Origin of the sequence: Methylorubrum thiocyanatum, assembly GCA_014138645.1 — a bacterium.
GTDB classification, from domain to species: Bacteria; Pseudomonadota; Alphaproteobacteria; order Rhizobiales; family Beijerinckiaceae; genus Methylobacterium; species Methylobacterium thiocyanatum.
The window spans coordinates 138,638-163,856 of sequence record JACJIB010000008.1 but is presented as its reverse complement, the minus strand read 5'-3'; the positions used below and the strand labels follow the sequence as shown (position 1 = coordinate 163,856).

The window sequence follows — 25,219 nt, the reverse complement described above, 5'->3', positions numbered from 1 at the left end:
CCATCCTGAGGTGCCCGATCAAGCGGGCACCTCAGGATGAGGGCGGTGGTTCGGATGAAGCCGTACGGCGGGTTCGTCGTACGGATGTAGGCACGCCGAAGTCCGGGTGGAAGCTCAGACCGGCCGGCGCAGGCACGCCCGTGCGAGCTCGACGAAGGCCCGCGCCCGGTGCGACAAGGCGTTGCCGCTCTGCCAGTCGACGCCGTGCTTCTCCTCGGACGAAATCTCGCCGAAGGTGCGGTCCATGCCCTCGGGGCGGAACATCGGATCGTAGCCGAAGCCGAGTTGGCCCCGCGGCGCGACGAGATCGCCGAAGACGCGGCCCTCGAACAACTCGGTATGGCCGTCGGGCCAGGCGAGGACGAGAGCCGAGACGAAATGCGCGCGGCGATTCGTGGCGCCGCGGCGGTCGAGTTCGTCGGCGATCCGGGCCATGGCGCCGGAAAAATCCTTGGCCGGGCCGGCCCAGCGGGCGGAAAAAAGGCCCGGCGCGCCGTCCAGCGCATCGACGCAGAGGCCGGAATCATCGGCGAAGGCCGGCAGGCCCGAGGCCTTGGCCGCGGCATGCGCCTTGATCGCCGCGTTCTCGGAGAACATCGTGCCGGTCTCGTCGGGCTCGGGCAGGCCGAGTTCGCCGGCCGAGACCGCCTCGACACCGAAGGGCGCCAGCAACTCGCGCATCTCCACGAGCTTGCCGGCATTGTGGGTCGCGATGACGACCTTGCCGGAGAGGATGCGGTGCGCGCTCACGCGATGGCCTTCCGCTGCAGCTCGACCAGATTGGCGATGCCGCCCTTGGCCAGCGCGAGCAATTCGATGAACTGCGCCTCCGAGAAGGGCTCCATCTCGGCGGTGCCCTGCACCTCGACGATGCCGCCCTTACCGGTGACGACGAAGTTCGCGTCGGTCTCGGCGGCCGAATCCTCGGCATAGTCGAGGTCGAGCACCGGCTGGCCCTTGTAGATGCCGCAGGAGACCGCCGCGACATGGTCCTTCAGGGGATCGACCGAGATGATCGAGCGGGCGCGCATCCAGGCGAAGCAATCGTGTAGGGCCACCCAGGCGCCGGTGATCGAGGCGGTGCGGGTGCCGCCATCGGCCTGGATCACGTCGCAATCGACGGTGATCTGGCGCTCGCCGAGGGCCGGCAGGTTGGTGACGGCGCGCAAGCTCCGGCCGATCAGCCGCTGGATCTCCTGCGTGCGGCCCGACGGCTTGCCGGAATTGACCTCACGGCGGGTGCGTTCATGGGTGGCGCGGGGCAGCATGGCGTATTCGGCGGTCACCCAGCCCTTGCCGGAGCCGCGCAGCCACGGCGGGCCCCGCTCCTCCAGGGAGGCGGTGCAGAGCACGCGGGTGTTGCCGAAGGTGACGAGGCAGGAGCCTTCCGCGTAGCGGGCGACCGCCCGCTCCAGCGTGACGTCGCGCATCGCGTCCGCCGCGCGCTTCGAGGGGCGCATGCTTGGTAAGCTCCCGTGTCGGAAATCGAAGCCCGGGCTCTTAGGCGCTGCCGCGGCCTGCGGCAACCGCCACCGTCCGAAACGAGAAAGGCCGCCGTCTCGCGACGGCGGCCTCTCAGAGCGCCTTCCGGCCGATCACCAGCGGCGGTGATTCCAGTGGCGGCGGTGATGGTGATGCCGCGGACCGCCGAAGCGATGGTGACGGTGGAAATGGCGGCGGTGGTGGAAGTGCCGATGGTAATGACGGCGATGCGGCCGGTACTGCGCCTGCTCGATCACGTCACCGGCCGGTGCGGCCGCCTCCGTCTGAATCGGGAGTGGAGCGGCCTGCGCGGCGTGAGGCGCCGAAGCGAGGCCCAAGCCGGTGACCGCGATCGCCAGTGCGGCGACCTTGACCATGGTCTTTCGTGCGCCAGTCAGCACTATCGGTGGCTCCATTTTCGCTTGCGTGATGGGTTCGCGGATCGCGGTTCGACCCGCGGCCCTGTTCCTGAAACGACTCGAGGGCACGGAATGATCCCTTCCGCCGTTCTGTCCGCGCCTTTGTTCGCCCTGTGAGGTCGGCGGCTGCATCCGTCACGTCGCGGCGCGACAGGATTGATCGGCGGCGTCCGAGCGCCCACAATCATGCATACGGTCCCCAGTCCCTTGGTCGAAGCGCTTCAGTCCACCGTGCATCCGCAGCCCCAGGCGCTCGCCGCCCTCAACGAGCGCTCCCGAGAAATCTTCCGGCAGATCGTCGAGAGCTACGTCACCACCGGCGAGCCCGTGGGGTCGCGCAATCTCGCGCGCATTCTGCCGATGAGCCTGTCCCCGGCCTCGATCCGCAACGTGATGGCGGATCTGGAGCATTCGGGTTTGATCTTCGCGCCCCACACCTCGTCTGGACGCCTGCCGACGGAACTGGGCCTGCGCTTCTTCGTCGATGCGATGATGGAGATCGGCGATGTCGATCTCGCGGAAAAGGCGCGGATCGAGGCGCAGATGCAGGCGGCGGCCTCGCGCCACACCTTCGATTCGGCCCTGGCCGAGGCGTCCTCGCTGCTGTCGGGCATTTCGCGGGGGGCGGGCGTGGTGCTGACCACCAAGGTCGATGCGGGCTTGAAGCATGTCGAGTTCGTCCGCCTCGATGCCGAGCGGGCGCTCGTGGTGCTGGTCTCGATCGACGGCACGGTGGAGAACCGGCTGGTCGATCTGCCGCCGGGCCTGCCGGCGGGCGCGCTGCAGGAAGCCTCGAACTTCCTCAACGCCCGCCTGCGCGGCCGGACGCTCGACACCCTGCGTGCCGATATCGAGGCCGGGCGCAAGGCGATGAAGCGCGAACTCGACGCGCTGACCGAGCGGCTCGTTGATGCCGGGCTCGCCACCACGGTGGGACCTTCCGAGGCGCGCCAGCTCATCGTGCGGGGTCAAGCCAACCTGCTCGACGACCTGCGCGCGGCCGAGGATCTCGAACGCATCCGCCTGCTGTTCAACGACCTCGAAACGCAGAAGGACGTGATCGAATTGCTGGCACGGGCGGAGCAGGGCGACGGCGTGCGCATCTTCATCGGTTCGGAGAACAAGCTGTTCTCGCTCTCCGGCTCCTCGATGATCGCCGCGCCCTTCCGCGACGGCGCACAGAAGATCGTCGGCGTCGTCGGCGTGATCGGGCCGACGCGGCTCAACTATTCCCGCATCGTGCCGATGGTGGACTACACCGCCCGCGTGGTCTCGGGGCTGCTCGACCGGTCGCGGTAGAGCGACAGAGCCCGTCGCGATCCAGTGGGGGCCGGCTTGGCGTCCCGGATCCGATTAATGATTTGAGAGCAGGAAGCGGGAAGCGCGCTGTCCGGCAGACCCTTACGGCAGGATTCGTCACACCTGCCGGGATCCTGCCATGTCGTCTGCCGTGAACCGTCCGATGTCCGTCGTGGAATGGGCGATGCTGCTCAGCCTGTCCGTGCTGTGGGGCGGCTCGTTCTTCTTCACCGGCGTGGCCCTCTCCGCCTTGCCGCCCCTGACGCTCGTCGTCCTGCGCGTCGGAATTGCCGCGCTGATCCTCAATCTCATCCTCCCCTTCGCCGGTGTTCGCAGACCCCGCGGGCGCGCGGTCTGGCTGGCCTTTCTCGGCATGGGCCTCCTCAACAACGTGGTGCCGTTCTGCCTCATCGTCTGGGGTCAGACCCACATCGCCTCGGGCCTCGCGGCGATCCTCAATTCGACAACGCCGCTCTTCACCGTCGTCGCCGCCCACTGGCTTACATCCGACGAACGGATGACCGGCAACAGGCTCGTGGGCGCGCTCATCGGCCTCGGCGGCGTGGCCGTGATGATCGGAGCCGGCGCGATGGCCGAAGCCGGGGGCGATCTGCTGGCGCAACTCGCGGTGCTCGGCGCGGCCTTGTCCTACGCGCTGGCCGGCATCTTCGGCCGGCGCTTCGGGCGTATGGGCGTTGCCCCGCTCGCGACCGCCACCGGGCAGGTCACCGCATCGACGCTCCTGCTCCTGCCAGCTGCGCTCGTGATCGATCAGCCCTGGACACTGGCGTGGCCCAGTCGGCCGGTCTGGGGCGCGGTGTTCGGGATTGCGACCCTGTCCACGGCGCTCGCCTATTTCCTCTACTTCCGGCTCCTGGCGAGCGCGGGCGCCACCAATCTCCTGCTCGTGACCTTCCTGATTCCGGTCTCCGCCATCCTGCTTGGCGCGCTGGTGCTCGACGAACACCTCGAGCCGCGCCACTATCTCGGAATGACGCTCATCGGATGCGGCCTCGTCGCCATCGACGGACGTCTGCTCGACAGCGTTCGAGCGCGGCGCCGTGAGTCGCCCGAAATCTACCGCGGCAGGGATATCTGAGCGCTCGGCGCGGCGCCGGAGCGCCGAGCGAATGCGATGTCGCCCATGGACAGGACGACTGGCCGACCCGTGCGAGGGAGCGGCGCACAGGCCAGCCGGCGTACCGCTCGTTTCGGGCCGAAGCCGCGCGATGGCAGGGCATCCACTCAAGATGCGCCGCCATCGCGACCTCGGAACCGCCTTCCGCCTCCGGTTAGCCGTGATGCGCCGCCGCGGCGGGCGCGTCCCCAGCCTCGTCGCGCGGGCCGACGAAGCGGCCGAGCAGGCGCCCGAGTACGCTGCCGAGGCTGTCCATCAGCAGGAACACCGCCGGCACGAAGACGAGCGAGAGCAGGGTCGAGACAATCAGGCCGGCGATCACCGCCACCGCCATCGGCGCCCGGAACTCGCCGCCGATCCCGAGTGCCATGGCGGACGGCACCATGCCGGCGGCCATGGCGATGGTGGTCATCACGATGGGCCGGGCCCGCTTGCGCCCGGCATCGACGATCGCCGTGACGCGATCGACGCCCGCGCGCATCTCCTCGACGGCGAAGTCCACGAGCATGATCGCGTTCTTCGTCACCAGTCCCATCAGCATCAGGATGCCGATGACGACGGGCATCGAGATCGGCATGTGGCAGATCAGGAGCCCGAGGATCGCGCCGCCGATCGAGAGCGGCAGCGAGAACAGGATGGTGAGCGGCTGAAGGAACGAGCCGAACAGCAGCACCAGCACCGCGTAGACCATCATGATGCCGGCGCCCATGGCCAGGAGGAAGCCGGAGAAGACCTCCTGCATGATCTCGGCGTCGCCGGTCTGGCGGATCGTCACGCCCGGCGGCAGGTTCTTCGCCGTCGGCGTCGCCATCGCCTGCTCGATCAGCGAGCCCAGCGCATCCGAGCCCTCCATGTTGGCCTCGACCGCCACGCGCACGGCGCGGTCGTAGCGCTCGATGGCGCCGGGGCCCTGGTCGAGTTCGATATCGGCCACGGCCGCCAGCGGCACCGCCGTGCCGTTCTTGGCCGGCACCTTCAGGTTCTCGAGCCGCGAGATCGCGCCGCGGCTGCTCTCGGGAAGCTGCACCCGGATCGGAACCTGCCGGTCCTTCGCGTTGAACTTGGCGAGGTTGATCCCGATGTCGCCGATGGTGCCGACGCGCACGGTCTCGGCGATCACGTCGGTCGAGACGCCGAGATCGGCCGCCGCGCCCTCCTTCGGGCGGATGCGCACCTCCGTGCGGTTGAGCGGGGCCGTGGACATCACCGAGACGAGGTGCGGGATCGCGGCCATGTCGCGCTGGAAGCGGGCGGCCACCTCCGTCACCACATCGACGTCGGGGCCGCTGACGACGAGGGCGAGGTCGCGCTGGCCGCTGTCGCGCAGGGTCCAGGAGCGGATGTCGGGTTCCTGCGCCAGCAGGCCGGCGATCTCGGACTCGATGGTCCATTGCCGCTTCGCCCGCTCGCTCTTAGGCGTGAGGTTCACGATCAGGGTGGCGAGCCGCGTCTCCTTCTTGCCGCCGGCCTGCCGCCCGCCGTCGACGAAGACCGAGGTCACCTCGGGCAGGGTGCGGATGCGCTCGACCACGCGGTCGGCGACCGCGATGGTGTCGGGAAGCCGCGCGCCCGGTGCCAGCTCGATCATGAACAGGGTGCGGGCGTTGTCCTGCTTCGGGATGAAGCCCGAGGGCAGCAGCTTGGTCGAGACGATCGAGCCGGCAAAGAGCGCCAGCCCGGCCATGAGGGTGATCCACTTGTGGCGCACCGACCACCCGACGAGGCGGGCATAGGCGCGCATGATCGGACCCTCCCGCTCTTCGGCGTGGCCGTGGTCGCGCAGGAAGTAGGCGGCGAGCAGCGGCGTGATCAGCCGCGCCACCAGGAGCGACATGAACACCGAGACGGCGATGGTGAGGCCGAACTGGATGAAGTAGCGCCCGGCGATGCCGCCCATGAACGAGACCGGGGCGAAGACCGCGATCAGGGTCGCGGTGATGGCGATGACGGCGAGCCCGATCTCGTCGGCGCCCTCGATCGAGGCGCGGTAGGGCGATTTGCCGAGCCGCATGTGGCGCACGACGTTCTCGATCTCGACGATGGCGTCGTCGACGAGGATGCCGGTCACCAGCGTGATCGCGAGCAGGCTGATGCCGTTGAGGGTGAAGCCCAGCGCGTCCATCGCCCAGAAGGTCGGCAGAACCGAGAGCGGCAGCGCCACGGCGGCGATCAAGGTGGCGCGCCAGTCGCGCAGGAACAGGAACACGACGATGACGGCGAGTGCCGCGCCCTCCATCAGGGTGTGCATGGCCGAGGCGTAGCTGCCCCGCGTCGCCGCGACCGAGGAATCGATCTCCTTGAACGCAATGTCGGGATAGCTCTCGGCGAACTCGCCGATCTTCTTCTCCACGGCGGCCGCGACCTCGGCGTCGCTCGCGCCCGAGCCGCGGGAGACGGAAAAGGCGACGACGGGCTCGCCGTTGAAGCGCGCGAAGGTGCGCGGCTCCTCGATCGAATCCTCGACCGTGGCGAGGTCGTCGAGGCGCACCTTGCGCCCGCCGGGCAGGACGATGGAGGTCGCCTTCAGGTCACGGATGGTGCGCGAGGCGGCCAAGGTGCGGATCGATTGCTCGCGTCCGCCGACCTCGCCGCGCCCGCCGGCCATGTCGGCCGAGGTGACGCGCACCTGCCGGTTCACGTCGGCCGCGGTGATGCCGAGCGCCAGCAGCCGGTCGGGCAGCGGGGTGATGCGGATCTCGCGGGCGACGCCGCCGACGCGCTCGACGCCGCCGACGCCCTTCACACCTTGAAGCGTGCGGGCGACCTTGTCCTCAACGAACCACGACAGGTCGGCCGGCGTCATCGCCGGCGATGTCACGCCGTAGATCAGGATCGGCAGGCCGGTGATCTCGACGCGCTGGATGATCGGCTCGTCGATGGTGCGGGGCAGGTTGATGCGGATCTTCGAGATCGCATCCTTCACGTCGTTGACCGCGCGGTCGGTGTTCACCTCGAGCCGGAACTCCACCGTGGTGACGGAGGAGCCCTCGGTGATGGCCGAGGTGATGTGCTTGACGCCGCGCACGCCCGCGATCGAGTCCTCGACCCATTTCGTGACCTGCGTCTGCAACTCGGACGGCGCGGCGCCGCCCTGCGTGATCGTCACCGAGACGATGGGTACGTCCACGTTGGGCATGCGGGTGACGGCGAGCCCCCGGAAGCTGACGAAGCCGAGCACCATCAGCACGAGGAACAGGACGAGGGGCGCGATCGGATTGCGGATCGCCCAGGCGGAGATGTTCAGGCGCATCGGGGCAACCCGTCAGGATCGGTGTCTGGGGGCCGGGGCGGGGATCGCCTCAGCGCGGGCCGGCGTCGGCGGTGGCTTGCGGCGAGGGCGTGGCGGAGATCGCGGCCGGCGTCTGGCCCTGCCGCGCGAGCGGGACGGGCCGGACGCGGTCGCCGTCGCGCAGGAAGCTGCCGGCGCGCGCCACCACCCGCTCGCCCTCGGTGAGGCCGGAGCGGATCTCGATGTCGTCGTCGTCCGACAGGCCGGTGCGGACCTCGCGGGCCTCGACCCGGTCGTCGGCGACGACCAGCACCGAGCTGCGCTTGCCGCCACCGTAGAGGACGGAAGCCTGCGGTACGGTCACGCCGCGGGTGCGGGCGAGTTCGACCGCGCCGCGGGCGAAGGTGCCGATGCGCAGGCGCGGATCGGGATCGAGGCGGACGCGGACCTTGCCGAGGCGGCTCGCCTTGTCGACCTCCGGATAGACGGCGCGGACGCTGCCCGCGACGCGCTCGCCCTCGCCGATCTCGATGAAGGCCGGCGCCCCCACGTGCAGCAGCGGCAGCTTGGTCTCGATGACCTCCGCCTCCAGCTCGATCTCGCCGCGGGCGATCAGGCGGAACAGCGGCTCGGCCGACGAAGACGTCGCCATGCCGACCCGCGCCGTGCGGCGGCTGACGATGCCGGCCTCCGGCGCGCGGATCTCGGTGCGGGCGAGCCGCAATTCGAGTTCGTCGCGCACGGCTCGGGCTTGAGCGAGTTCCGCCCTGGCCATGGCGAGCCCGTTGCGGGCGAAGGCGAGCTTGCCCTCGGCCTGCCGCAGGGCGGCGGTGCGGCCCTCCATGATGACGGCTGTGGTGTTGCCGGTCTGGATCAGTTGCTTGGCGCGATCATAGGCGAGATGGGCTTCGAGCTCGGCGGCCTCCGCCTGCTCAATGCTGCTCTGGGCCTGCGGCACGGCGGCGCTCGCCTTGTCGATCAGCGCGCTCTGCTGCGCGATCTGCCGCTCGATCAGGTCGCGGTTGAGGCGGGCGAGCACCTGCCCCTTCTCGACGCGCATGCCCTCCTCGGTCAGCAGCTCGACGAGGCGGTAGCCGTCGATCTCGGGCGTCACGAGGATCTCGTCGCGCGGAACCAAGGTGCCCGTGACGACCACGCTCTCGACGATCTCGCGCCGGTCGGCCTCGACCACGCTGACGACGGGCGCGGGGGCGGACTTGGTCGGAGCCGGCGCGGTCTCGGCCCGCACTGGGCCGAGCGAGGCGGCGGCGAGCAGGAGCGCGGGAAGGGCGAGGGTCCGGACGGCTCTCATCGGCCGGTCTCCAGATCGAGGTGGGGGAGGGGAAGCGCACCGGACAAGCCGGCATCGATCATCGCCTGAAGCTGCGCCACCGCTGGCCCGGCATCGTAATCGGGAGCGAGCGCGCGGCTGACGATGATGCCCTTCATCAGGGGCGCCACCGCGTCGAACAGGGCGGCCGGGTCGCATTCGGGCGAGGTCTTGATCGCATCGAACATCGCGATGAGCCAAGTGCGGCCCTCTTCGTCGCCGCGCTCGACCATCGCGCCAATGGCGGGATTGCGGCTTGCCTCCGCCCAGACGTCGAGGCGCAGGATCGCCGCCTCGCGGGTGATCTCGAAGAAGAAGCGGGCGAGCACGCCCATCAGTACGGCGCGCTTGTCGCCGGCCCGCTCCATCGCCTCGACCAGAACGGCGCCCCGCTCGCGGTCGCGCTCGGCCAGACCGAGGACGACCGCCTCCTTGGAATCGAAGTAGCGGTAGATGTTGCCCGGGCTCATCGAAGCCTCGCGGGCGAGATCCTGCATCGTCGTACGATGAAAGCCGTTCCGGACGAAACAGGCTTCGGCCGCATCGAGGATGTGCTCGCGCCGGGCCGCCTGTCCGTTGCGGGTGTCGAGGACAGCGCCGGCCGCTGCACTCACGATGCGGTTCCCACGGAATTCATGGCGGTGCGGCCCGGCTCGTCGCCGAGCCGGACGGCGGCGCAGGCGCGCGGCTGAAGGTCGAGGTCGGCACAGAGCCGGGCCTGCCAGCCGTCCGGGCCCGCACCGGTCCAGCCGATCAGCGCGAACCAGCCCAGCGCCACGACGGCGCAGACAAGCAGGTTCGCCGGGGTGCAGACCGCACGCAGCAGCCGCAGCGGGCTGAAGCCCTCCTGCGACGCGGCGGCACCGAGATCGGCACCGAACCCGAATGCGTGAGGGAAAGACGCCCGATCGCCGACGGACATGCCCATGGCCCAACTCCTACGCTGCCGAGGGCTTGATAGTGAACGTTCATTCTCATGTCAATGAACGTTCATTCTCATGGCGGCCGGAGCCGCCCGTCGCTCCACAGGTGAGGCAGCGGCGCCACGGTTCGGAGCGGTTCCTGCCCAATTAACGATCCGGTTACCACGCAGGAATAGCGCATTGGGCAAGACCGGCGCGGCTCTGCACTCGGTCGGCACTGCCTTCGCCAAGCTCGGACAGGGCCGCGAATCTAAAACCAAGAACAAGCCTCAACAAGACGACCGTCAAAACGAGCAACGGACGCGTCGTTCGAGACCCTCATCATGTCCCCCGCAGACCTCGTCTTCTTCGCATGGCATGCCGCGCGAGATCACCTCGACCTGTTCGGAAGCTTAGGGCTTTGCCTCGGCTTCGCTGGCGGAATGATGCCGCGACGAAGTCTAATCCTCTTCACCTCGGCGGCCTGCTCGGCCTGCTTCGCGCTGCACTTCCTGCAACTCGGGGCGCAGACCGGCACGGCGATGTGCCTCGTGTCCGTGATGCAGAGCGTGGTGGCGGCCCGCTGGATCGGGGCGGCGTCCCGCGCCCCCTGGGTCGCGCCGCTGTTCGTGGCGAGCAGCCTCGTCGCGATGGGCCTGACGCTCGCGACCTGGAACGGCTGGCCCTCGGCCTGCGCCGGGCTCGGCTCGCTGCTGGCGACGACGGCGCGCCTTCAGGCCGATCCGCAGGCGATGCGCCGGTTCTTCCTCGGTTCGTCCTCGTGCTGGGCCCTGCACAACACGCTGGTCGGCTCGGTCTTCGGCCTGACCTGTGACCTGCTCACGCTCACCGCTCTGGTGATTGCGCTGGTGCGTGGCGGAGCGTCCGCGAAAGCCGTCAAGGCAAGGTCCACGCCTGCGCCCGAACCGTCGGTCGCCGTGGCTCCGACCCCCGGCGCGGTGTGAGCCGGAAGGGGCGGCGCCGCTCGGCACCGCCCCCGTCGCATCACGGCTGGAAGAACTTGAGATCGAGCGCCGCGAGGGCGAGCAGAGGCGGGGGCATCACCACGCCCGCCACGCGCATCGAGCGGGCGGCCTCGCGGCATGCGGCGAGGTCGTTGGCGCCGGCGGCGGCCTCGATCTTCGCCACGACCGCCGGATCCGGCTTCGGAGCCGGAGCGGTTGCCGCCGGGGGCGGGGGGAGCTTCGCCTCGGCATTCGCCCTGGCGTTCGGGTTGTCCGCCGGGTTGCCGGCCGGCTTGCTCGGCGCGGGGCCGTTTCCGGTCTCGTTGACGGCGCCGCTGAGGCCCGACGTCTTCTGAGGCTCGCCGCCATCCGACGGCTTGCCGCCCTCGGTCTTGCCGGACGGGTTCGAGACCGCGGTCGCCTGCTGCGGCGGCGTCGCGGCGGCCTTGTTGGCCGGCTCGGGCTGCTTCACGAAGGCCGCCAGCTCCTGGCAGAGATTGGCCGGCTTGCCTGACGCGGGCTGAGCCGTGGGCTGAGCGGCGGGCGCCGCGTCCTGGGCCAGCGCCGCACTCCCGAGGAGCGTGCAGGCCGTGAGGCCGCCGGCCAGATGCCGGCCGATCGACGAAAGCTTCATCGGGCTCACTCCCTCGGTCCTGTTCTCGTGTGCTGCGGCGCGCTTCAGGAGCGCTTCGGCTGAGAGGCCGCGCCCTCGGCCTTGCCGTGGGGCTCGCCGTTGAACTCGTCGGGCCGCGGGTCGCCGTTCCAGCGCGGACCGACGAGGTTGGTGCCCGGCTCCGACACCCGCGCGCCGGAGGTGGCGAAGGCCTGATAGGCGAACTTCTGACTGCTCGTGAGCGCGAACATCGCCAGCACCCCGAGGGCGACGGCGGCGATCACGGCGGCGAGGAAGGCTTTCATGGTCGTGTCTTCCCTGGAGGCCGTCGGGCCTCGATCAACGCGGGTTGCCTTGTCATGCGACGGAAGAAACCGGCCCGCGCCGTCGGTCTTCCGCCCTGCCTCACTCGGCGGGCGCCGGATGGCCCTTGAGTTGCGGGCCGCTGCCGGTGCGTGCCTGCTCCTGCTCGACCCACAGGTCGTGGTGGGCGCGCGCCCAGGCGAGATCGACCTTGCCGCTGCCCATGGCGTCGTAGGCGCCCTCCATGCCGAGCGTGCCGATATAGATGTGGGCGAGGATGCCGGCGATGAAGACGATGCCGATCACCGAATGGATCACCTGCATCACCTGCATCCCGTTGATGTCGGTGAGGGCGAAGGGGAAGAGCATCATCAGGCCGGTGGCGGCCATGGCCGCGCCGAAGCCGGCGACCATCCAGAAGACGCCCTTCTGACCGGCGTTGAAGCGGCCCGCATGGGGATGGCCCTTGCCGATGAAGCCGCCGCCGGCTTTGATCCAGGCCCAGTCGACCTTGCTCGGGATGTTGTCCCGGATCCACAGCACGAACATGAAGGCGACGCCGAGCATGAACGGCCAGGCGAGGTAGACGTGGCTGTACTTCGCCCACTGTGCGAGGGCGCCGAACGCCTCCGGCCCGATCAGCGGCATCAGCAGCCGCTTGCCGAAGATGTAGTTCAGGCCCGACAGCGACAGGATGATGAAGCAGACCGCCGTCATCCAGTGGGTGAAGCGCTCGAAGGCGTTGAAGCGCAGGATCTTCTTTCCCGATTCCTGGCTGTGCTCCATCATGATCCGGCCGCGGAACAGGAAGAACACGCCGAGCGCGGCCAGCATGCCGAGGATGACCAGCGCGCCGATCCAGGGCAGCCAGCGCTCGCGGAAGTTCTGATACTCGCGGCCCTGCGGCTGGATCAGGTTGGCCGACTTGCCGTCGGGGATCGAGACGCGGCCGCGGATCTTGGATTCCTGCTTGAACAGGAACTCCTCGTTGACCGAATCCGCCGTCGGACGGGCGCCCATCGGGTTCTGGCCGTCGGCCTGGATCGGGTTCTGCGCCTGCGCCGGACTGAGGGCGCCGGGCACCGCGAAGAGCATCACCGCCAGGAGGAGGGTGCTGAGGAAGGTCGTTGCCCGCCGCATCGGCGTTCCTTTCGAAGTCTCGTCACAGCTCGCGGGCGCGGGCTTGGAGGCCCGCGCTCGACACCGGATCAGATCGCGACGGTCTCGCGGTAGGCCGTCTTCCAGCCCCAGGCACCGGAGCCGTAGCCGCGCTTGATCACCCGCTGCTTGTAGATCTCGGCGATCATCTCGCCGTCGCCCGCCAGCAGCGCCTTGGTCGAGCACATCTCGGCGCAGAGCGGCAGCTTGCCCTCGGCCAGACGGTTCGAGCCGTACTTCTCGTACTCGGCGGTCGAGAAATCCGGCTCGGGGCCGCCCGAGCAGTAGGTGCACTTGTCCATCTTGCCGCGCGAACCGAAGTTCCCGACCCGCGGATATTGCGGCGCGCCGAACGGGCAGGCGTAGAAGCAGTAGCCGCAGCCGATGCAGATGTCCTTGGAGTGCAGCACCACGGCATCCGCCGTGGTGTAGAAGCAGTTCACTGGGCACACGGCGGCGCAGGGCGCGTCGGTGCAGTGCATGCAGGCCATGGAGACCGAGCGCTCGCCGGGCTTGCCGTCGTTGAGGGTGACGACGCGGCGGCGGTTGATGCCCCAGGGCACCTCGTGCTCGTTCTTGCAGGCCGTGACGCAGGCGTTGCACTCGATGCAGCGGTCCGCGTCGCAGAGGAACTTCATCCGGGCCATGGTTCGGGTCGCTCCTCTCAGGCCGCTGCGATCTGGCACAGGGTGCACTTCGTTTCCTGCATGCCCGTCACAGGATCGAAGCCGTAGGTGGTCACGGTGTTCACGCTCTCGCCGAGCACCACCGGGTCGGTGCCCTTCGGGTAGTAGTCGCGCATGTCCTTGCCCTGGTACCAACCGGAGAAGTGGAAGGGCATGAAGGCGACGCCCTTGCCGACGCGGTCGGTCACGAGGGCCTTCACCTTGGTCTTGGCGGAGTTCTCAGGTCCCGAGACCCAGACCCACTGACCGTCCTTGATGCCGCGCTCGGCCGCATCCCCGGTGTTGATCTCGACGAACATGTCCTGCTGCAGCTCGGCCAGCCACGGGTTCGAGCGCGTCTCCTCGCCACCGCCCTCGTACTCGACGAGGCGGCCGGAGGTGAGGATGATCGGGAACTGCTTGGCGACCCCGCGATCGACCACCGACTTCTGAACCGAGAAGCCGATATTCGGCATGCGCAGCTGCCGCTCGTCGGGCCGGGTCGGGTACTTCGCCACGAGTTCGGGGCGCGGCGAGTAGACCGGCTCGCGATGGACCGGCACCGGGTCGGGCAGGTTCCAGGCGTTCGCCCGCGCCTTGCCGTTGCCGAAGGGCGAGACGCCGTGGTCGAGGCAGACCCGCTGGATGCCGCCCGACAAGTCGGTGGCCCAGCTCACGGTGTCCGGCTTCTCGCCGCCGATCTTGAGGATCGTGGCGAGTTCCTCCGGGGTCAGGTCCTTGTCCCAGCCGAGCTTCTTGAACACCCCGAAGGTGAATTCGGGATAGCCGTCGGTCAGGTCCGAACCCTTCGAGAACGAGTTCTCCGCAAGCAGGGTCTGGCCGTTGCGCTCGGTGCCGAAGCGGGCGCGGAAGCCGCCGCCGCCCTCCTTCACGTGGAGGTTCGTGTTGTAGAGGATCGCCGAGCCGGGATGGCGCAGCTCCGGCTTGCCCCAGCATGGCCAGGGCAGGCCGTAATAGTCGCCGCCGACCTCCGGGTCGTCCTTCGGCGCACGCAGGGTCACGAGGTCGAACTTGTGCTGGTTGCGCATATGCGCCTTCAGCCGCTCCGGGGACTGGCCGCAATAGCCCGTCGACCAGCCGCCGCGGTTGATCTCGCGAAGGATGTCCTCGGCGACCGGGACGCCGTTCTCGACCTTGATGTTCTTGCAGAGCTTGTCGGCGAAGCCGAGCTTCTCCGCGAGACGGTAGAGCACCTCGTAGTCGTTCTTCGACTCGAAGGCCGGCTTCACGATCTGCTCGCCCCACTGGATCGAGCGGTTTGAGGCCGTGCGCGAGCCGTCCATCTCCAGCGAGGTGCAGATCGGCAGGAGGTAGGTGTTGTCCTGCCGGGCATCGAGCGCGGCGAAGGTGGTCGGGTGCGGGTCGGCGACGACCAGCAGCTCCAGCTTGTTCATGCCGTCGATGGCCTCGGGCATGCGGGTCACGGTGTTGCCGCCATGGCCGAACACCATGAACGCCTTCACCGGGCTGCGCTGATCGATCTGCTCGGGGGGCAGGTTCACGGCATCGAACCAGCGGGTCGAGGTGATGCCGGGCGATTCCATGTTCTCCTTGCGGGTGCGGGCCTTGCGGCCGCCCTTCGCCGGAACCTCATCGAAGCGCGATTGCAGCCACTCGTACTCGACCTCCCAGACGCGGGCCCAATGGCGCCAGCCGCCCTCGACGAGGCCGTAGTAGAGCGGCAGCGACGTCACATCGAGGCCCAGATCCGTCGCGCCCTGCACGTTGGTGTGGCCGCGGAAGATGTTGGCGCCGGTGCCCGGCTTGCCGACATTGCCGGTGGCCAGACACAGGATGCACAGCGCGCGCACGTTGGCGGTGCCGACCGTGTGCTGGGTCGCGCCCATGCACCAGATCAGGGTCGCGGGCTTCTCCTTGGCGAACTTCTCTGCGACGCGGCGGAGCTGCTCGCCCGGCACGCCGGAAACGCGCTCGACCTCGTCGGGCGTCCACTTGGCGACTTCCTTGCGCACGTCGTCCATGGCGTAGACGCGCTGGGCGATGAACTCCTTGTCCTCCCAGCCATTCTGGAAGATGTGCCAGAGGATGCCCCACACCACCGGGATGTCGGTGCCGGAGCGGATGCGCACGTACTCGGTCGCGTGCGCGGCGGTGCGGGTGAAGCGCGGATCGATGACGATCATGTTCGCGCGGTTGATCTCCTTGCCCGACAGCACGTGCTGCATGGAGATCGGATGCGCCTCGGCCGGGTTGCCGCCGAGGATGATCATCGTCTTGGCGTTGCGGATGTCGTTGTAGCTGTTGGTCTGGGCGCCGTAGCCCCAGGTGTTGGCCACGCCCGCCACCGTCGTCGAGTGGCAGATGCGGGCCTGATGGTCGATCGAGTTCGTGCCCCAGAGGGCGCCGAACTTGCGCATCAGGTAGGCGGCCTCGTTGGTGAACTTGGCCGAGCCGAGCCAGTAGACCGAATCCGCGCCGTTCTTCTCGCGGATCGCGGTGAGCTTATCGCCGATCTCCTGATAGGCCTGATCCCAGGAGATGCGCTTCCACTCCCCGCCCTCGAGCTTCATCGGGTATTTGAGGCGGCGGTCGGAGGACACGAGTTCGCGGATGGCCGCGCCCTTGGCACAGTGGGTGCCGCGGTTGATCGGGCTGGCGTAGGACGGCTCCTGCCCGACCCAGACGCCGTTGACGACCTCGGCGGTCACCGTGCAGCCCACCGAGCAGTGGGTACAGACGTTCTTCTTGATGACCGTGTCCGGCCCGACGGCGGACGAGCCGGCGGCCTTGGCCTTCCGCACCGAGCCGAGCTGGATCGTGCCGGCGGCGGCCAGCGCGCCGGCCGTCAGACCGGATTTCCGCAGGAAGGCGCGGCGGTCGAGCACGCCCGCGGCGAGACCGGCGGCGACGGCTTGGTGCTTGGTGCGAGCAGCCTCGCCGCTCTTGCGCTTGATCAGCATGGCAGCCTCACTTCGGACCGGTCGACGCCGGATCGGTGTTCTTCTTGAGGGTCTCGTAGCCGTTGGTGCGGTAGAACGCCTTCACGTGGTCGCTCTCGCGGTAGCGGCTGCGGGTCTCGTCGTTGCCGGGGTCGTACGCCTGAGCTTCGGTCGCGCCCATCGGCGAGGCCACGGCCGCCGCGGCGGCCACCGTGCTGCCGCCGAGCGCCCGAAAGAACTGGCGACGACCGAGCGTCTTCGGATCCTGTCGCATCACCCTCGTCTCCTTCGGCGGCTGCCTGCTCTCCGGCAACGCGCCTCGATCCCGTTTGTCACGATGCGCATGCCCTTCAGCCTTCCATGGCGAAGGCTTCCGCCTCGATCTCGATGAAGGCGCGGCCGAGTCCTCCGACCGCGCGGTAGAAACGGCCCGCCTGCGCGGTCTCCAGGTCGGCGAAGAATCGGCCGGCCCAGGGTTCGATGTGGCGGGCGAAGAAGCGGGCCTGCAGGCCGGGCTCCGCGTCGAACCGACCCGCCGCCAGACCCGCCATGACTTCCAGGAGGATCGCGAGATGATCCTCCGGCTCACACATCGACTCGTCCCGCTCGATGCCGAGCGCGGAAAAGTCCTCGCGCACGCGCGCCAGCGGACGCTCGTTGAGGAAACCGGTGAGGTAGTAGGAGGCGTAAGGCAGAAGCTCGCCGCGGCCGACGCCGATGAACAGCGCGAAGTACTCGCGCTCGACCGCCGCGACGTTCGTCTCGGCCGCCGCCCGGCGCAGGGCTGCCGCCTGGCCGCCGAGCACGCCGTCGCCGCCCTCCAGGGCGGCGAGCGCCGTGAGCAGGGCGGCATCCGGCGCCCGCCCGAGCAGGGCGGCCAGCAGATCGTATTGCTGCGCGCGCAGGACATCGATCTCGTCCGGCACACCGACGAGCCCGGACACCTCGTCTCCCGGAAGTGCCATCACCGACGCAACCGAACCCATCGTTTCCCTCGGGCCCGCCTGCAGGACCGCTTGTTTGGACCGATAATAAAAAGCGTTTCGGACGGCCGCAATCGAAATGCGCGTGAATTACGAAGGCTTCGCCCCTCCATGGCGCCGCAGGCGCGGCCGGGGGAGGGGGGGTGCGACCTCCGCGGTCTCCGCTTCGGCAACCACCACCGGCGCGTGCGGACGTTCCGCCGTCACCGGTGCGAGGTTGGGCGCGAGGTCGGGCGCGGGGAGGGACTCTGGCAGGGGCTCGGGCTCCGGACGCATGACGATGTCCGCTTCGGCCGATTCTCCCGGCGTCGGCGCCGACAGATCCGAAGGTTCAGGCGCTGGTGCGTCCTCTTCCCTGGGCGGGACGCCGCCGACCACGCGCTTGAGCATCGCCTTCACGTCATCGGTCGGCAGGAGCGGGCCCATGCCCGGCACGCCGCCCGGCGCGTTCCAATCGTAGGCGTATTCCCGTGCCTCGCTGACGAAGTCGCGGATCGCCGGGTCGAGCGACCACATCCGGCGCAGGGCCGCATTGCGCAAAGCCGTCGGTACGCCGCTCTGCAGGAAGGCCGAAAGGTCGGTATCCGGCGTCAGGCTGTCGAGGGAGGGCAGCTTCGCCAGCAGATCGTCTGGCGGCGCCTCGGCTCGGCCCTCCATCGCAGCGACAGGCTGCGGGCCGAGCGTGACCGCGTCCGAGGATCCCGTGGGCTCGAGGGCGGCGTCCGCCGCGGCCGTCTCCGGAGCGGCGGGCGTCTCGGTCCGCTCGGCGGTTCGGACGGCCTGCTTGCGGCGGGCCCAACGGGAGAGGAAGCCGTCGCTCATTCCGGCTTCCCCTGCATTCCCGGCGCGCGGCGGGCCAGGGCCTCAGGATCGGCGCGGTCGCGCTTGCGCTTCTCGAACTTGCGCTCGATGTGGAACGCCTCGAAGAAGGCGAGCAGCTTGGCCTGCACCTCGGGGGGCATCGGCACCGCCTCAACGATCTCGCCGATCCCCTCGGCCATCGACTCGCCTTCGTAGGGATCGGCGGTCACGCTCGCGACCGCATAGGTCTCGTCCCCCGTGGCGTGCAGCGTCACCCAGAGCGAGGGCCGGCCCGAGACGAGGTTGTCCCGGTAATGCGCCGTCTCGGCGATGTGCAGGCTCACCTCGTGGGCGCCCGCGTAGAAGGTCGCCTCGTCCTCGGTCTCGGAGAGCTGGGTCCACGGCGCGGTCTGGGGAGCCGCCGGCAAGGCCGCGACCGGCAGCCAGGCATGGCTCGCCCAAGGCCCCTTGAGCTTCCGCCGGGCCACGATGATGCCGACCTCGAAACGGTCTTCCGGCGATCCCTGCGGTAGCGTCGGCTGCGTGGTGTCCGGTGTCATGGCGACTCTCACGCGGCGGCCCGGTCGGAGGCCAGCGGCAATCCGACGACGAGGTTTTGGGGTTTGAGCTGCACGGTCTTGTCGGGTGTCATGGCGAGCAGGAGGTAGACCGGCCGATCGCCGACCCGCGCATCGACGCAGGCCGGATCGGCGAAGGTGAGGCTGAACACGGCGATGACCCGTTCGCGGGCAGCGTCATCGAGCGGCTCGCCGCGCCAGAGCGCGTTGCCGATCCGCGTGCCCTCCGCATCGAGCCCGACGAACCAGCGCCAGTCGGGATCCTCGAGGCGGTCGAGGGGAGCCACCGTCACCTCCGCGTTGAGGAGGTGGCGCAGGAAGGCCTCGATCGCCCGCGCCAACCCGTCCCTGCTCCGGCCGCTGGAGCCGAGATTGAGCGCCATGGTGAAGGCGTCCGAGCGGCTCCAGTAGCTCCAGGCGTTCTCCTCGTTCAGCACGTCGAGTTCGCTCGCCGCCTCCTTGCCCAGCATCGAGACCAGGGGTGAGAGCGGGGCGCCGCCCTCGCGCGCCTCGATCACCTCGGCATCGGCGAGCAACACCGCGCCCTCGTGCAGGCTGACCCGCTGTGGGCGGAAGAACAGCTCGGCGGCGCGCAGCACGAAGGGGTCGTCGCAGCCGTCCAGCGCGTTGCGCAGGATCAGGTGGACGAGCTGGGTCAGGAACAGCCCCGGCACGCCCTGCAACCCGCCGCGCACGAGGGCGAGATAGGCCGCCTCGACCGAGCGCGCCGCGAGCAGCCGATCGCGGAAGGCGAGCATCACCTCCCAGTTCTCCCGCGCATCCGCATCCGCGATTCCGTGGATGTCTCCGCGCGTCACCGGCCGGCGCGGGTCGGCGAGCAGGCTGGCATGCAGCGCGCGCTCGGCCTCGCAGGCGTCCTCCGGCGGCACCAGTTCGGGGCGCGCGAGGTAGGCCAGGATCAGCTCGTCGGTGACCGCGAGGCCCCCGCCCTCGGTGCGCTGCGTCAGATGGTGGCCGCTCGATACCCAGAACTCGGTCATGCTCGTCCGGCCCGGGAAGGGGCATCCCTCAAGAGTCCCACGAGGTCGGCCTGCTCCTCCACCTCGTCCTCGTCGGTCTCGACGAACTGGAAGGCGCGCCCGTGCAGCGGGTCGGCGCCGGGTGGGCGCTGGTGAAGCGTGCGGAACTCCTCGGCGATCGCGCCGTCCCGCTCGCTCCGATGCATCGCCACCACGCTGCCGACGGGCAGGTTGCAGAGCGAGGCGGCGACCTCGATCTCTTCGCGCGCCGCGGCGCGGGCGGCCTCGCGATCCGGCGCGCCGAAGCGTTCGTGGATGTGGCGCGCAAGGGCTTCCACCGCCGCCGCGTGTTCCTCCTCGCTCGCCTCGCTGACGACGACGAGGGTCGAGAATCCGAGCGAATCCACGCCGACGAAGCCGGACCGGAACGCTGCCCGATCCTTACCCGCCAGGGCGGAGAGGTCGGCATCAAAGAACAGGAACGAGCCCGTCACGGCCCACTCGCCGGGCTCGGCCGCCCGAGCGAAGACGAAGGTGTCGGACGGGTCGAGCCGCAGGGTGCGCGGCAGCTTTCCGAAAGTCGGCGTCACAGGCGCACCGTGTCGGTGGCCGGCTCGCGCCAGGACGGGCTGAGCAGCGCCGGGAGCAGCGGCAGGAGCTCGCTGCGGCCGTCGGCATGGACCAGCCGGGCATCGCCCCCGGTCTCGATGCTCGCGCGGGCACCCGGCGGCAGGGCGAGGCGGGCGAGATAGCGGCTCATCGAGCGGGCGGCGCCGTCCTCGCTCCAGATCTCGAAGGCCTTGGTGAGGTGGCGGGCGAAGCTCTCGACCAGCGGCTCGCGCAGGCCATCCGGAAAGCCTTCCTCTTCGAGCGACGTCGAGTCCGGCGTCAGGCCGGGATCGCCCGCTGCCCGCTTCGACGCGATCAGCATCGCCGAGAACACGAGCCAGTCCGGGATCTCGGCCTCATCGCAGCCCTGCGGCCAGTGCAGGGCACCGCCGCCGAGGCGGGCGCCGTTGAAGATCAGCGTATCGGGCCACAGGAAGGTCACCGGAATTTCCGGAGGGCCGAAGGTGCCGACCGCGTCGGCGAGCGCCTGCATACCGACGAAGAAGGCCCGGCGCGCGGTGGCCAGCGGCTCGGTCGGAGCCAGCACGACGGACAGCGCGATGAGGTCGTCCCGCTCCTCCATCAGGAGAGTCCCGGCCTCCGCCTCGCCGCTCTCCGCCAGCCGGCACGCCTGTCCGGCCGCGCCGGGCGAGCCCGCCGCGACGAGCCCGGTGAAGGCGGGTGGCAAGACGAGGGGTGCAGGGCGCAAGCCCGGTGTCGCAGCGTCGAGATGGGTGGTCATGAGCGGTCTCGGGCAGGGCGCCTGCGCCCGCATGTCCGTTCGTCGTTTTAGAATGATACGAGTATAGGGAAGGCAGGCTTCCGCGCGAAGAGCCCTCGCGCTCCCAATCGTCTCAGGTTCAATCGTGTCCGATCGTCTCGTGTTCGCCTGTTCCTGCGAGAAGACGATGCCGCTCGATGTCGCAGCCCTGGAAAAGGGCTGCGGCACCCGCGTGCGCACCGCCGATCAGCTCTGCGGACAGGAACTCGACCGCTACCGTGAGGCTCTGGCCACGGGCCTTCCGGTCACCGTGTCCTGCACGCTTCAGGCGCCGCTCTTCGAGGAGATCGCCGACGAGTTGGGGGCGGAGGAGCGCGTCGCCTTCGCCAAGATCCGCGAGACCGCCGGCTGGTCGTCGGAGGCGGCGCAGGCCGGGCCGAAGATGGCGGCGCTGCTGGCCGCGGCGGCCGAGCCGCTGCCCGTCGCCGGCACGGTGCCCTTGGAGAGCCGGGGCGTTGCCCTGATCTACGGGCGCGACGAGGCGGCGATCGAGGCCGGGCGGCGGCTGGCCGAGCATCTCGACGTCACCGTGCTGCTCAGCCGGCCGGGCGAGGCGGCGCCGCTCCATCGCAACGAGTTCCCGGTGCTTCAGGGCACCGTGCGCGGCGCGACCGGCCATCTCGGCGCGTTCGAGCTGCGCATCGACGATTATGCCCTGCCGGCGCCGTCCTCGCGCACCCGCCTCGTGTTCGGGCCGGGTCGCGACGGTGCCGTCTCGACCTGCGACCTGATCCTCGATCTCACCGGCGGCACACCGCTCTTCCCCGCGCACGAATTGCGCAGCGGTTACCTGCGCGCCGACCCGCGCGACCCGGCGGCGGTCGAGCGGGCTGTGATGGCGGCGTCCCACCTCGTCGGCGAGTTCGACAAGACGCGCTTCATCGATTTCCGCGGCGATCTCTGCGCCCATTCGCGTTCGCGCATCACCGGCTGCACCCGCTGCCTCGACGTCTGCCCGACCGGCGCCATCGCCTCCGCCGGGGATTCGGTGGCGATCGACCCCTATATCTGCGCCGGCTGCGGAAGTTGCGCCGCCGTCTGCCCGACGGGGGCGGCCAACTACGCCCTGCCGCCGGCCGACGCGCTGATGCGGCGCCTGCGCAGCCTGATGCGCGCCTACCGGGCGGCGGGCGGCGCGGATGCGGTGGTGCTGTTCCACGACGGCGACTACGGCGAGCCGCTCATCGACGCCCTCGGCCGCTACGGCGAGGGCCTGCCGGCCCATGTCCTGCCGGTGCGGGTCAACGAGGTGACGCAGCTCGGCCCCGAGGTTCTGGCCGCCCTGTTCGCTTACGGCGCGGCCGGGGTGCGGGTCCTGGTCCGCGCGCGTCCCAAGCACGACCTCGACAGCCTGCACCGCACCGTCGCCCTCGGCCGGACACTCGCCGACGCTCTCGGCTACGGCGCCGGGAGCGACGCGCCGACGGTCGCCCTGATCGAGACCGACGACCCCGACATCCTCGGCGCGAGCCTGCGTGCCGGGAGACCGGGGCAGACGACGGCGACACCCGCCGGCTTCGTCCCGGTCGGCGGCAAGCGCGAGATGCTGCGCCTCGCTTTCCGCGAGATGCACGCGGCCGCGCCCGCTCCGGTCGCCGCGGTACCGCTGGCGGCCGGCGCGCCGTTCGGCGGACTGAACTTCCGCACCGAGGACTGCACCCTCTGCCTCTCCTGTGTCGGCGCCTGTCCGACCAATGCCCTGACCGACAGCGCCGACCGGCCCTTGCTCGCCTTCGAGGAGAGCCTGTGCGTGCAGTGCGGCCTGTGCGCGGCGACCTGCCCGGAGGACGTGATCGACCTGACGCCCCGGATCGACTTCGAGGCCTGGGCGGCCCCGCGCCGGGTCGTGAAGGAGGAGGAGCCGTTCTGCTGCATTACCTGCGCGAAGCCCTTCGGCACCCGCGCGACCATCGAGCGGGTGATCGGCAAGCTGCGGGAGCGGCACTGGATGTTCTCGGGCGAGGCCGGGGAGCAGCGCATCCGCTCGCTGATGATGTGCGACGATTGCCGCGTCGAGGCGGCGCTCAACCAGGGCTTCGATCCGCATGCCGTGCCGCCGGCCAAGCCGCGCACCACCGAGGATTACCTGCGCGAGCGGGAGGCCGCGGAACGGCTTCAGAGCTGACGATCGAGAGGGCCGGCGACAAAAAACGACCCGCCGTCATGTCGAGGGCAGGTCGGGTCAGGGGTCTTTTGTCGCAGGAGAACAATCCGACAAGCCCTGGGGGCGCGGCTCGGTTCCGCGCTCCGCACCGGGAGGCTGGGAAGATCGGCGCGGAATGTAACCGGCTCCCGCAGGGTTCACCGCTTCAACGGCCGTGCTATAGGGCGCGCCCCATTCATCAGCCCTGAGCCCCGATGTCTCCGATCGTCTCGATCGCGAACCTGTCGAAGGTCTACGCTTCGGGGTTGCACGCCCTGCGCGACGTGAACCTCGACATCTCAAAAGGTGAGATCTTCGCCCTGCTGGGGCCGAACGGCGCCGGCAAATCGACCCTCATCAACATCGTCTGCGGGATCGTCACGCCGAGCGCAGGCCAGATCCGCGTCGGCGGCCACGACATCCTCGGCGACTACCGGGCCGCCCGCCGAATGATCGGGCTGGTGCCGCAGGAACTCACCACCGACGCCTTCGAGAAGGTGTGGGACACGGTGAGCTTCAGCCGCGGCCTGTTCGGCCTCCCGAAGAACCCCGCCCATATCGAGCGGGTGCTCAAGGACCTCGCCCTCTACGAAAAGCGCGAGAGCCGCATCATGCAGCTTTCGGGCGGCATGAAGCGGCGCGTGCTGATCGCCAAGGCGCTGGCCCACGAGCCGCAGGTGCTGTTTCTCGACGAGCCGACGGCGGGCGTCGATGTGGAGCTGCGCCAGGACATGTGGCGCCTCGTGCGCCGCCTGCGCGAGCAGGGCGTCACCGTCATCCTCACCACCCACTACATCGAGGAGGCCGAGGAGATGGCCGACCGGGTGGGCGTGATCCGCAAGGGCGAGATCATCCTCGTCGAGGACAAGGTCGAGCTGATGCGCAAGCTCGGCAAGAAGCAGCTCACCCTGCATCTGCGCGAGCCGGTCGCCGCGCTGCCGGAAAACCTCGCGCGCCACGACCTCCAGATCGGCGAGGGCGGGCGAACCCTCGTCTACACCTACGACACTCGGCGGGAGCGCACCGGCATCACCGGGCTGCTCGGCGAGCTGGCGGATGCCGGCATCGCCTTCACCGATCTCGATACCAGCCAGAGTTCGCTCGAAGACATCTTCGTCGATCTCGTCCGCGAGCGCGCATGAAGAGCGGGTCCATGCTGAACGTCCCGGCGATCCTCGCCATCTACCGCTTCGAGATGGCCCGCTTCTGGCGCACGGCCCTGCAGAGCATCGTCGCGCCGGTGATCTCCACCTCGCTCTATTTCGTCGTCTTCGGCGCCGCGATCGGTGCGCGGATGCAGACGGTGGACGGGATACCCTACGGCGCCTTCATCGTGCCCGGGTTGGTGATGCTCTCGCTCCTGACGCAGAGCGTCTCGAACGCCGCCTTCGGTATCTACTTCCCGCGCTTCGCCGGCACGATCTACGAGCTTCTCTCGGCGCCGATTTCCCCCTTCGAGGTGGTGCTCGGCTATGTCGGCGCGGCGGCGACGAAATCGATCGTCATCGGCCTCATCATCCTTGCCACCGCCTCCCTGTTCGTGCCGCTGCATGTCGAGCATCCGTTCTGGATGGTGTTCTTCCTGCTGCTGACCGCGATCACCTTCAGCCTGTTCGGCTTCGTCATCGGGCTCTGGGCGGACGGGTTCGAGAAGCTGCAGCTCGTGCCGCTCCTCATCGTCACGCCGCTGACGTTTCTCGGCGGCAGCTTCTATTCCATCGACATGCTGCCGCCGTTCTGGCGGGCGGTGAGCCTGTTCAACCCGGTCGTCTACCTCGTCAGCGGCTTCCGCTGGGCCTTCTTCGGCCGGGGCGACGTGGCCGTCGGCGTCAGCATCGCCGCGACGCTCGCCTTCCTGGCGCTGTGCCTCGGGCTCGTGACCTACATCTTCCGCACGGGGTACCGGCTGAAGAGCTGAGT

Annotated in this window: 25 protein-coding genes; 6 read left to right on the top strand and 19 right to left on the bottom strand. The window is 69.5% G+C overall.

Features of this window, described 5'->3' with window-relative positions:
- Positions 1-114: 114 nt before the first annotated feature.
- From rdgB to HNR51_RS21555, 3 genes are all read right to left on the bottom strand, one after another.
- On the bottom strand, positions 115-750 hold the full coding sequence (gene rdgB / locus HNR51_RS21565; RefSeq protein ID WP_141950183.1) for an RdgB/HAM1 family non-canonical purine NTP pyrophosphatase: 636 nt from the start codon (positions 748-750) through the stop codon (positions 115-117).
- Positions 747-1,460, bottom strand: a complete 714-nt coding sequence (gene rph / locus HNR51_RS21560) for a ribonuclease PH (RefSeq protein WP_012452405.1) — start codon at positions 1,458-1,460, stop codon at positions 747-749. Before rph ends, rdgB begins: the two co-directional genes overlap by 4 nt.
- 135 nt (positions 1,461-1,595) lie before the next feature.
- Positions 1,596-1,859 (bottom strand): hypothetical protein, encoded by a 264-nt coding sequence (locus tag HNR51_RS21555; protein WP_239681573.1) that lies wholly within the window; start codon positions 1,857-1,859, stop codon positions 1,596-1,598.
- 228 nt (positions 1,860-2,087) lie between these two features.
- Here HNR51_RS21555 and hrcA point away from each other — a divergent pair, with 228 nt between their 5' ends.
- Positions 2,088-3,200, top strand: coding sequence for a heat-inducible transcriptional repressor HrcA (hrcA, locus tag HNR51_RS21550; RefSeq protein WP_012452403.1), 1,113 nt, complete (start codon positions 2,088-2,090; stop codon positions 3,198-3,200).
- A gap of 139 nt (positions 3,201-3,339) precedes the next feature.
- Positions 3,340-4,299: a DMT family transporter gene (locus tag HNR51_RS21545; RefSeq protein WP_182556306.1), complete on the top strand. Its 960-nt coding sequence runs from the start codon at positions 3,340-3,342 to the stop codon at positions 4,297-4,299.
- Positions 4,300-4,492: 193 nt separating this feature from the next.
- Here HNR51_RS21545 and HNR51_RS21540 read toward each other — a convergent pair whose 3' ends face one another.
- Genes HNR51_RS21540 through HNR51_RS21525 form a run of 4 tightly spaced genes read right to left on the bottom strand, consistent with a single transcriptional unit; the run spans position 4,493 to position 9,825 of the window.
- Positions 4,493-7,588, bottom strand: a complete 3,096-nt coding sequence (locus HNR51_RS21540; RefSeq protein WP_182556305.1) for an efflux RND transporter permease subunit — start codon at positions 7,586-7,588, stop codon at positions 4,493-4,495.
- A 49-nt stretch (positions 7,589-7,637) separates the two neighbouring features.
- Positions 7,638-8,879 (bottom strand): efflux RND transporter periplasmic adaptor subunit, encoded by a 1,242-nt coding sequence (locus HNR51_RS21535; protein ID WP_182556304.1) that lies wholly within the window; start codon positions 8,877-8,879, stop codon positions 7,638-7,640.
- Complete coding sequence (locus HNR51_RS21530; protein WP_152275701.1) at positions 8,876-9,511, bottom strand: TetR/AcrR family transcriptional regulator; 636 nt, start codon at positions 9,509-9,511, stop codon at positions 8,876-8,878. Before HNR51_RS21530 ends, HNR51_RS21535 begins: the two co-directional genes overlap by 4 nt.
- A complete protein-coding gene (locus tag HNR51_RS21525; protein WP_012452399.1) occupies positions 9,508-9,825 on the bottom strand; it encodes a hypothetical protein in 318 nt (105 codons plus the stop codon). Before HNR51_RS21525 ends, HNR51_RS21530 begins: the two co-directional genes overlap by 4 nt.
- A gap of 318 nt (positions 9,826-10,143) precedes the next feature.
- On the opposite strand from HNR51_RS21525, the gene HNR51_RS21520 reads away from it, so the two are divergent.
- Positions 10,144-10,764: a YgjV family protein gene (locus HNR51_RS21520; RefSeq protein WP_182556303.1), complete on the top strand. Its 621-nt coding sequence runs from the start codon at positions 10,144-10,146 to the stop codon at positions 10,762-10,764.
- Positions 10,765-10,804: 40 nt separating this feature from the next.
- Here HNR51_RS21520 and HNR51_RS21515 read toward each other — a convergent pair whose 3' ends face one another.
- From HNR51_RS21515 to HNR51_RS21460, 12 genes are all read right to left on the bottom strand, one after another.
- Positions 10,805-11,398, bottom strand: coding sequence for a hypothetical protein (locus HNR51_RS21515; protein ID WP_182556302.1), 594 nt, complete (start codon positions 11,396-11,398; stop codon positions 10,805-10,807).
- 44 nt (positions 11,399-11,442) lie between these two features.
- The gene (locus HNR51_RS21510) at positions 11,443-11,682 is read right to left on the bottom strand and encodes a hypothetical protein (RefSeq protein ID WP_012452396.1); all 240 of its coding nucleotides are present in this window, start codon (positions 11,680-11,682) and stop codon (positions 11,443-11,445) included.
- Between the two features lie 100 nt (positions 11,683-11,782).
- On the bottom strand, positions 11,783-12,820 hold the full coding sequence (locus HNR51_RS21505) for a formate dehydrogenase subunit gamma (protein WP_182556301.1): 1,038 nt from the start codon (positions 12,818-12,820) through the stop codon (positions 11,783-11,785).
- Positions 12,821-12,888: 68 nt separating this feature from the next.
- On the bottom strand, positions 12,889-13,485 hold the full coding sequence (fdh3B, locus tag HNR51_RS21500; protein ID WP_003605051.1) for a formate dehydrogenase FDH3 subunit beta: 597 nt from the start codon (positions 13,483-13,485) through the stop codon (positions 12,889-12,891).
- Positions 13,486-13,502: 17 nt separating this feature from the next.
- Positions 13,503-16,445, bottom strand: a complete 2,943-nt coding sequence (locus HNR51_RS21495) for a formate dehydrogenase subunit alpha (RefSeq protein ID WP_182556300.1) — start codon at positions 16,443-16,445, stop codon at positions 13,503-13,505.
- Positions 16,446-16,452: 7 nt separating this feature from the next.
- Positions 16,453-16,698 carry a formate dehydrogenase gene (locus HNR51_RS21490; protein WP_012452393.1) on the bottom strand — a complete coding sequence of 82 codons (246 nt, stop codon included), beginning with the start codon at positions 16,696-16,698 and terminating at the stop codon, positions 16,453-16,455.
- A 76-nt stretch (positions 16,699-16,774) separates the two neighbouring features.
- The gene (locus HNR51_RS21485) at positions 16,775-17,410 is read right to left on the bottom strand and encodes a TorD/DmsD family molecular chaperone (RefSeq protein WP_182556299.1); all 636 of its coding nucleotides are present in this window, start codon (positions 17,408-17,410) and stop codon (positions 16,775-16,777) included.
- Between the two features lie 87 nt (positions 17,411-17,497).
- A complete protein-coding gene (locus tag HNR51_RS21480) occupies positions 17,498-18,229 on the bottom strand; it encodes a DUF3306 domain-containing protein (RefSeq protein WP_182556298.1) in 732 nt (243 codons plus the stop codon).
- Complete coding sequence (locus HNR51_RS21475) at positions 18,226-18,768, bottom strand: DUF3305 domain-containing protein (RefSeq protein ID WP_182556297.1); 543 nt, start codon at positions 18,766-18,768, stop codon at positions 18,226-18,228. Before HNR51_RS21475 ends, HNR51_RS21480 begins: the two co-directional genes overlap by 4 nt.
- Before the next feature lie 8 nt (positions 18,769-18,776).
- Positions 18,777-19,787 carry a DUF6352 family protein gene (locus HNR51_RS21470; protein WP_182556296.1) on the bottom strand — a complete coding sequence of 337 codons (1,011 nt, stop codon included), beginning with the start codon at positions 19,785-19,787 and terminating at the stop codon, positions 18,777-18,779.
- Complete coding sequence (locus HNR51_RS21465) at positions 19,784-20,356, bottom strand: DUF6505 family protein (RefSeq protein ID WP_182556295.1); 573 nt, start codon at positions 20,354-20,356, stop codon at positions 19,784-19,786. The genes HNR51_RS21470 and HNR51_RS21465 overlap by 4 nt, the downstream gene beginning before the upstream one ends.
- Positions 20,353-21,117 carry a biotin/lipoate--protein ligase family protein gene (locus HNR51_RS21460; protein ID WP_182556294.1) on the bottom strand — a complete coding sequence of 255 codons (765 nt, stop codon included), beginning with the start codon at positions 21,115-21,117 and terminating at the stop codon, positions 20,353-20,355. Before HNR51_RS21460 ends, HNR51_RS21465 begins: the two co-directional genes overlap by 4 nt.
- Positions 21,118-21,283: 166 nt before the next feature.
- Here HNR51_RS21460 and HNR51_RS21455 point away from each other — a divergent pair, with 166 nt between their 5' ends.
- From HNR51_RS21455 to HNR51_RS21445, 3 genes are all read left to right on the top strand, one after another.
- On the top strand, positions 21,284-23,281 hold the full coding sequence (locus HNR51_RS21455) for a 4Fe-4S binding protein (RefSeq protein WP_182556364.1): 1,998 nt from the start codon (positions 21,284-21,286) through the stop codon (positions 23,279-23,281).
- Between the two features lie 233 nt (positions 23,282-23,514).
- Positions 23,515-24,441, top strand: a complete 927-nt coding sequence (locus HNR51_RS21450) for an ABC transporter ATP-binding protein (protein ID WP_182556293.1) — start codon at positions 23,515-23,517, stop codon at positions 24,439-24,441.
- Complete coding sequence (locus tag HNR51_RS21445) at positions 24,438-25,217, top strand: ABC transporter permease (RefSeq protein WP_012452384.1); 780 nt, start codon at positions 24,438-24,440, stop codon at positions 25,215-25,217. The genes HNR51_RS21450 and HNR51_RS21445 overlap by 4 nt, the downstream gene beginning before the upstream one ends.
- The last annotated feature ends 2 nt before the right edge of the window (positions 25,218-25,219 follow it).

Coding starts and splice junctions, on each gene's coding strand:
- HNR51_RS21535 (WP_182556304.1), bottom strand. CDS start 8,879: ATGAGAGCCGTCCGGACCCTCGCCCTTCCCGCGCTCCTGCTCGCCGCC.
- HNR51_RS21555 (WP_239681573.1), bottom strand. CDS start 1,859: ATGGTCAAGGTCGCCGCACTGGCGATCGCGGTCACCGGCTTGGGCCTC.
- HNR51_RS21515 (WP_182556302.1), bottom strand. CDS start 11,398: ATGAAGCTTTCGTCGATCGGCCGGCATCTGGCCGGCGGCCTCACGGCC.
- HNR51_RS21505 (WP_182556301.1), bottom strand. CDS start 12,820: ATGCGGCGGGCAACGACCTTCCTCAGCACCCTCCTCCTGGCGGTGATG.
- HNR51_RS21545 (WP_182556306.1), top strand. CDS start 3,340: ATGTCGTCTGCCGTGAACCGTCCGATGTCCGTCGTGGAATGGGCGATG.
- HNR51_RS21445 (WP_012452384.1), top strand. CDS start 24,438: ATGAAGAGCGGGTCCATGCTGAACGTCCCGGCGATCCTCGCCATCTAC.
- HNR51_RS21485 (WP_182556299.1), bottom strand. CDS start 17,410: ATGGGTTCGGTTGCGTCGGTGATGGCACTTCCGGGAGACGAGGTGTCC.
- HNR51_RS21525 (WP_012452399.1), bottom strand. CDS start 9,825: ATGGGCATGTCCGTCGGCGATCGGGCGTCTTTCCCTCACGCATTCGGG.
- HNR51_RS21470 (WP_182556296.1), bottom strand. CDS start 19,787: ATGACCGAGTTCTGGGTATCGAGCGGCCACCATCTGACGCAGCGCACC.
- HNR51_RS21450 (WP_182556293.1), top strand. CDS start 23,515: ATGTCTCCGATCGTCTCGATCGCGAACCTGTCGAAGGTCTACGCTTCG.
- rph (WP_012452405.1), bottom strand. CDS start 1,460: ATGCGCCCCTCGAAGCGCGCGGCGGACGCGATGCGCGACGTCACGCTG.
- fdh3B (WP_003605051.1), bottom strand. CDS start 13,485: ATGGCCCGGATGAAGTTCCTCTGCGACGCGGACCGCTGCATCGAGTGC.
- HNR51_RS21510 (WP_012452396.1), bottom strand. CDS start 11,682: ATGAAAGCCTTCCTCGCCGCCGTGATCGCCGCCGTCGCCCTCGGGGTG.
- HNR51_RS21495 (WP_182556300.1), bottom strand. CDS start 16,445: ATGCTGATCAAGCGCAAGAGCGGCGAGGCTGCTCGCACCAAGCACCAA.
- HNR51_RS21475 (WP_182556297.1), bottom strand. CDS start 18,768: ATGACACCGGACACCACGCAGCCGACGCTACCGCAGGGATCGCCGGAA.
- HNR51_RS21540 (WP_182556305.1), bottom strand. CDS start 7,588: ATGCGCCTGAACATCTCCGCCTGGGCGATCCGCAATCCGATCGCGCCC.
- HNR51_RS21480 (WP_182556298.1), bottom strand. CDS start 18,229: ATGAGCGACGGCTTCCTCTCCCGTTGGGCCCGCCGCAAGCAGGCCGTC.
- HNR51_RS21490 (WP_012452393.1), bottom strand. CDS start 16,698: ATGCGACAGGATCCGAAGACGCTCGGTCGTCGCCAGTTCTTTCGGGCG.
- HNR51_RS21460 (WP_182556294.1), bottom strand. CDS start 21,117: ATGACCACCCATCTCGACGCTGCGACACCGGGCTTGCGCCCTGCACCC.
- hrcA (WP_012452403.1), top strand. CDS start 2,088: ATGCATACGGTCCCCAGTCCCTTGGTCGAAGCGCTTCAGTCCACCGTG.
- HNR51_RS21455 (WP_182556364.1), top strand. CDS start 21,284: ATGCCGCTCGATGTCGCAGCCCTGGAAAAGGGCTGCGGCACCCGCGTG.
- HNR51_RS21520 (WP_182556303.1), top strand. CDS start 10,144: ATGTCCCCCGCAGACCTCGTCTTCTTCGCATGGCATGCCGCGCGAGAT.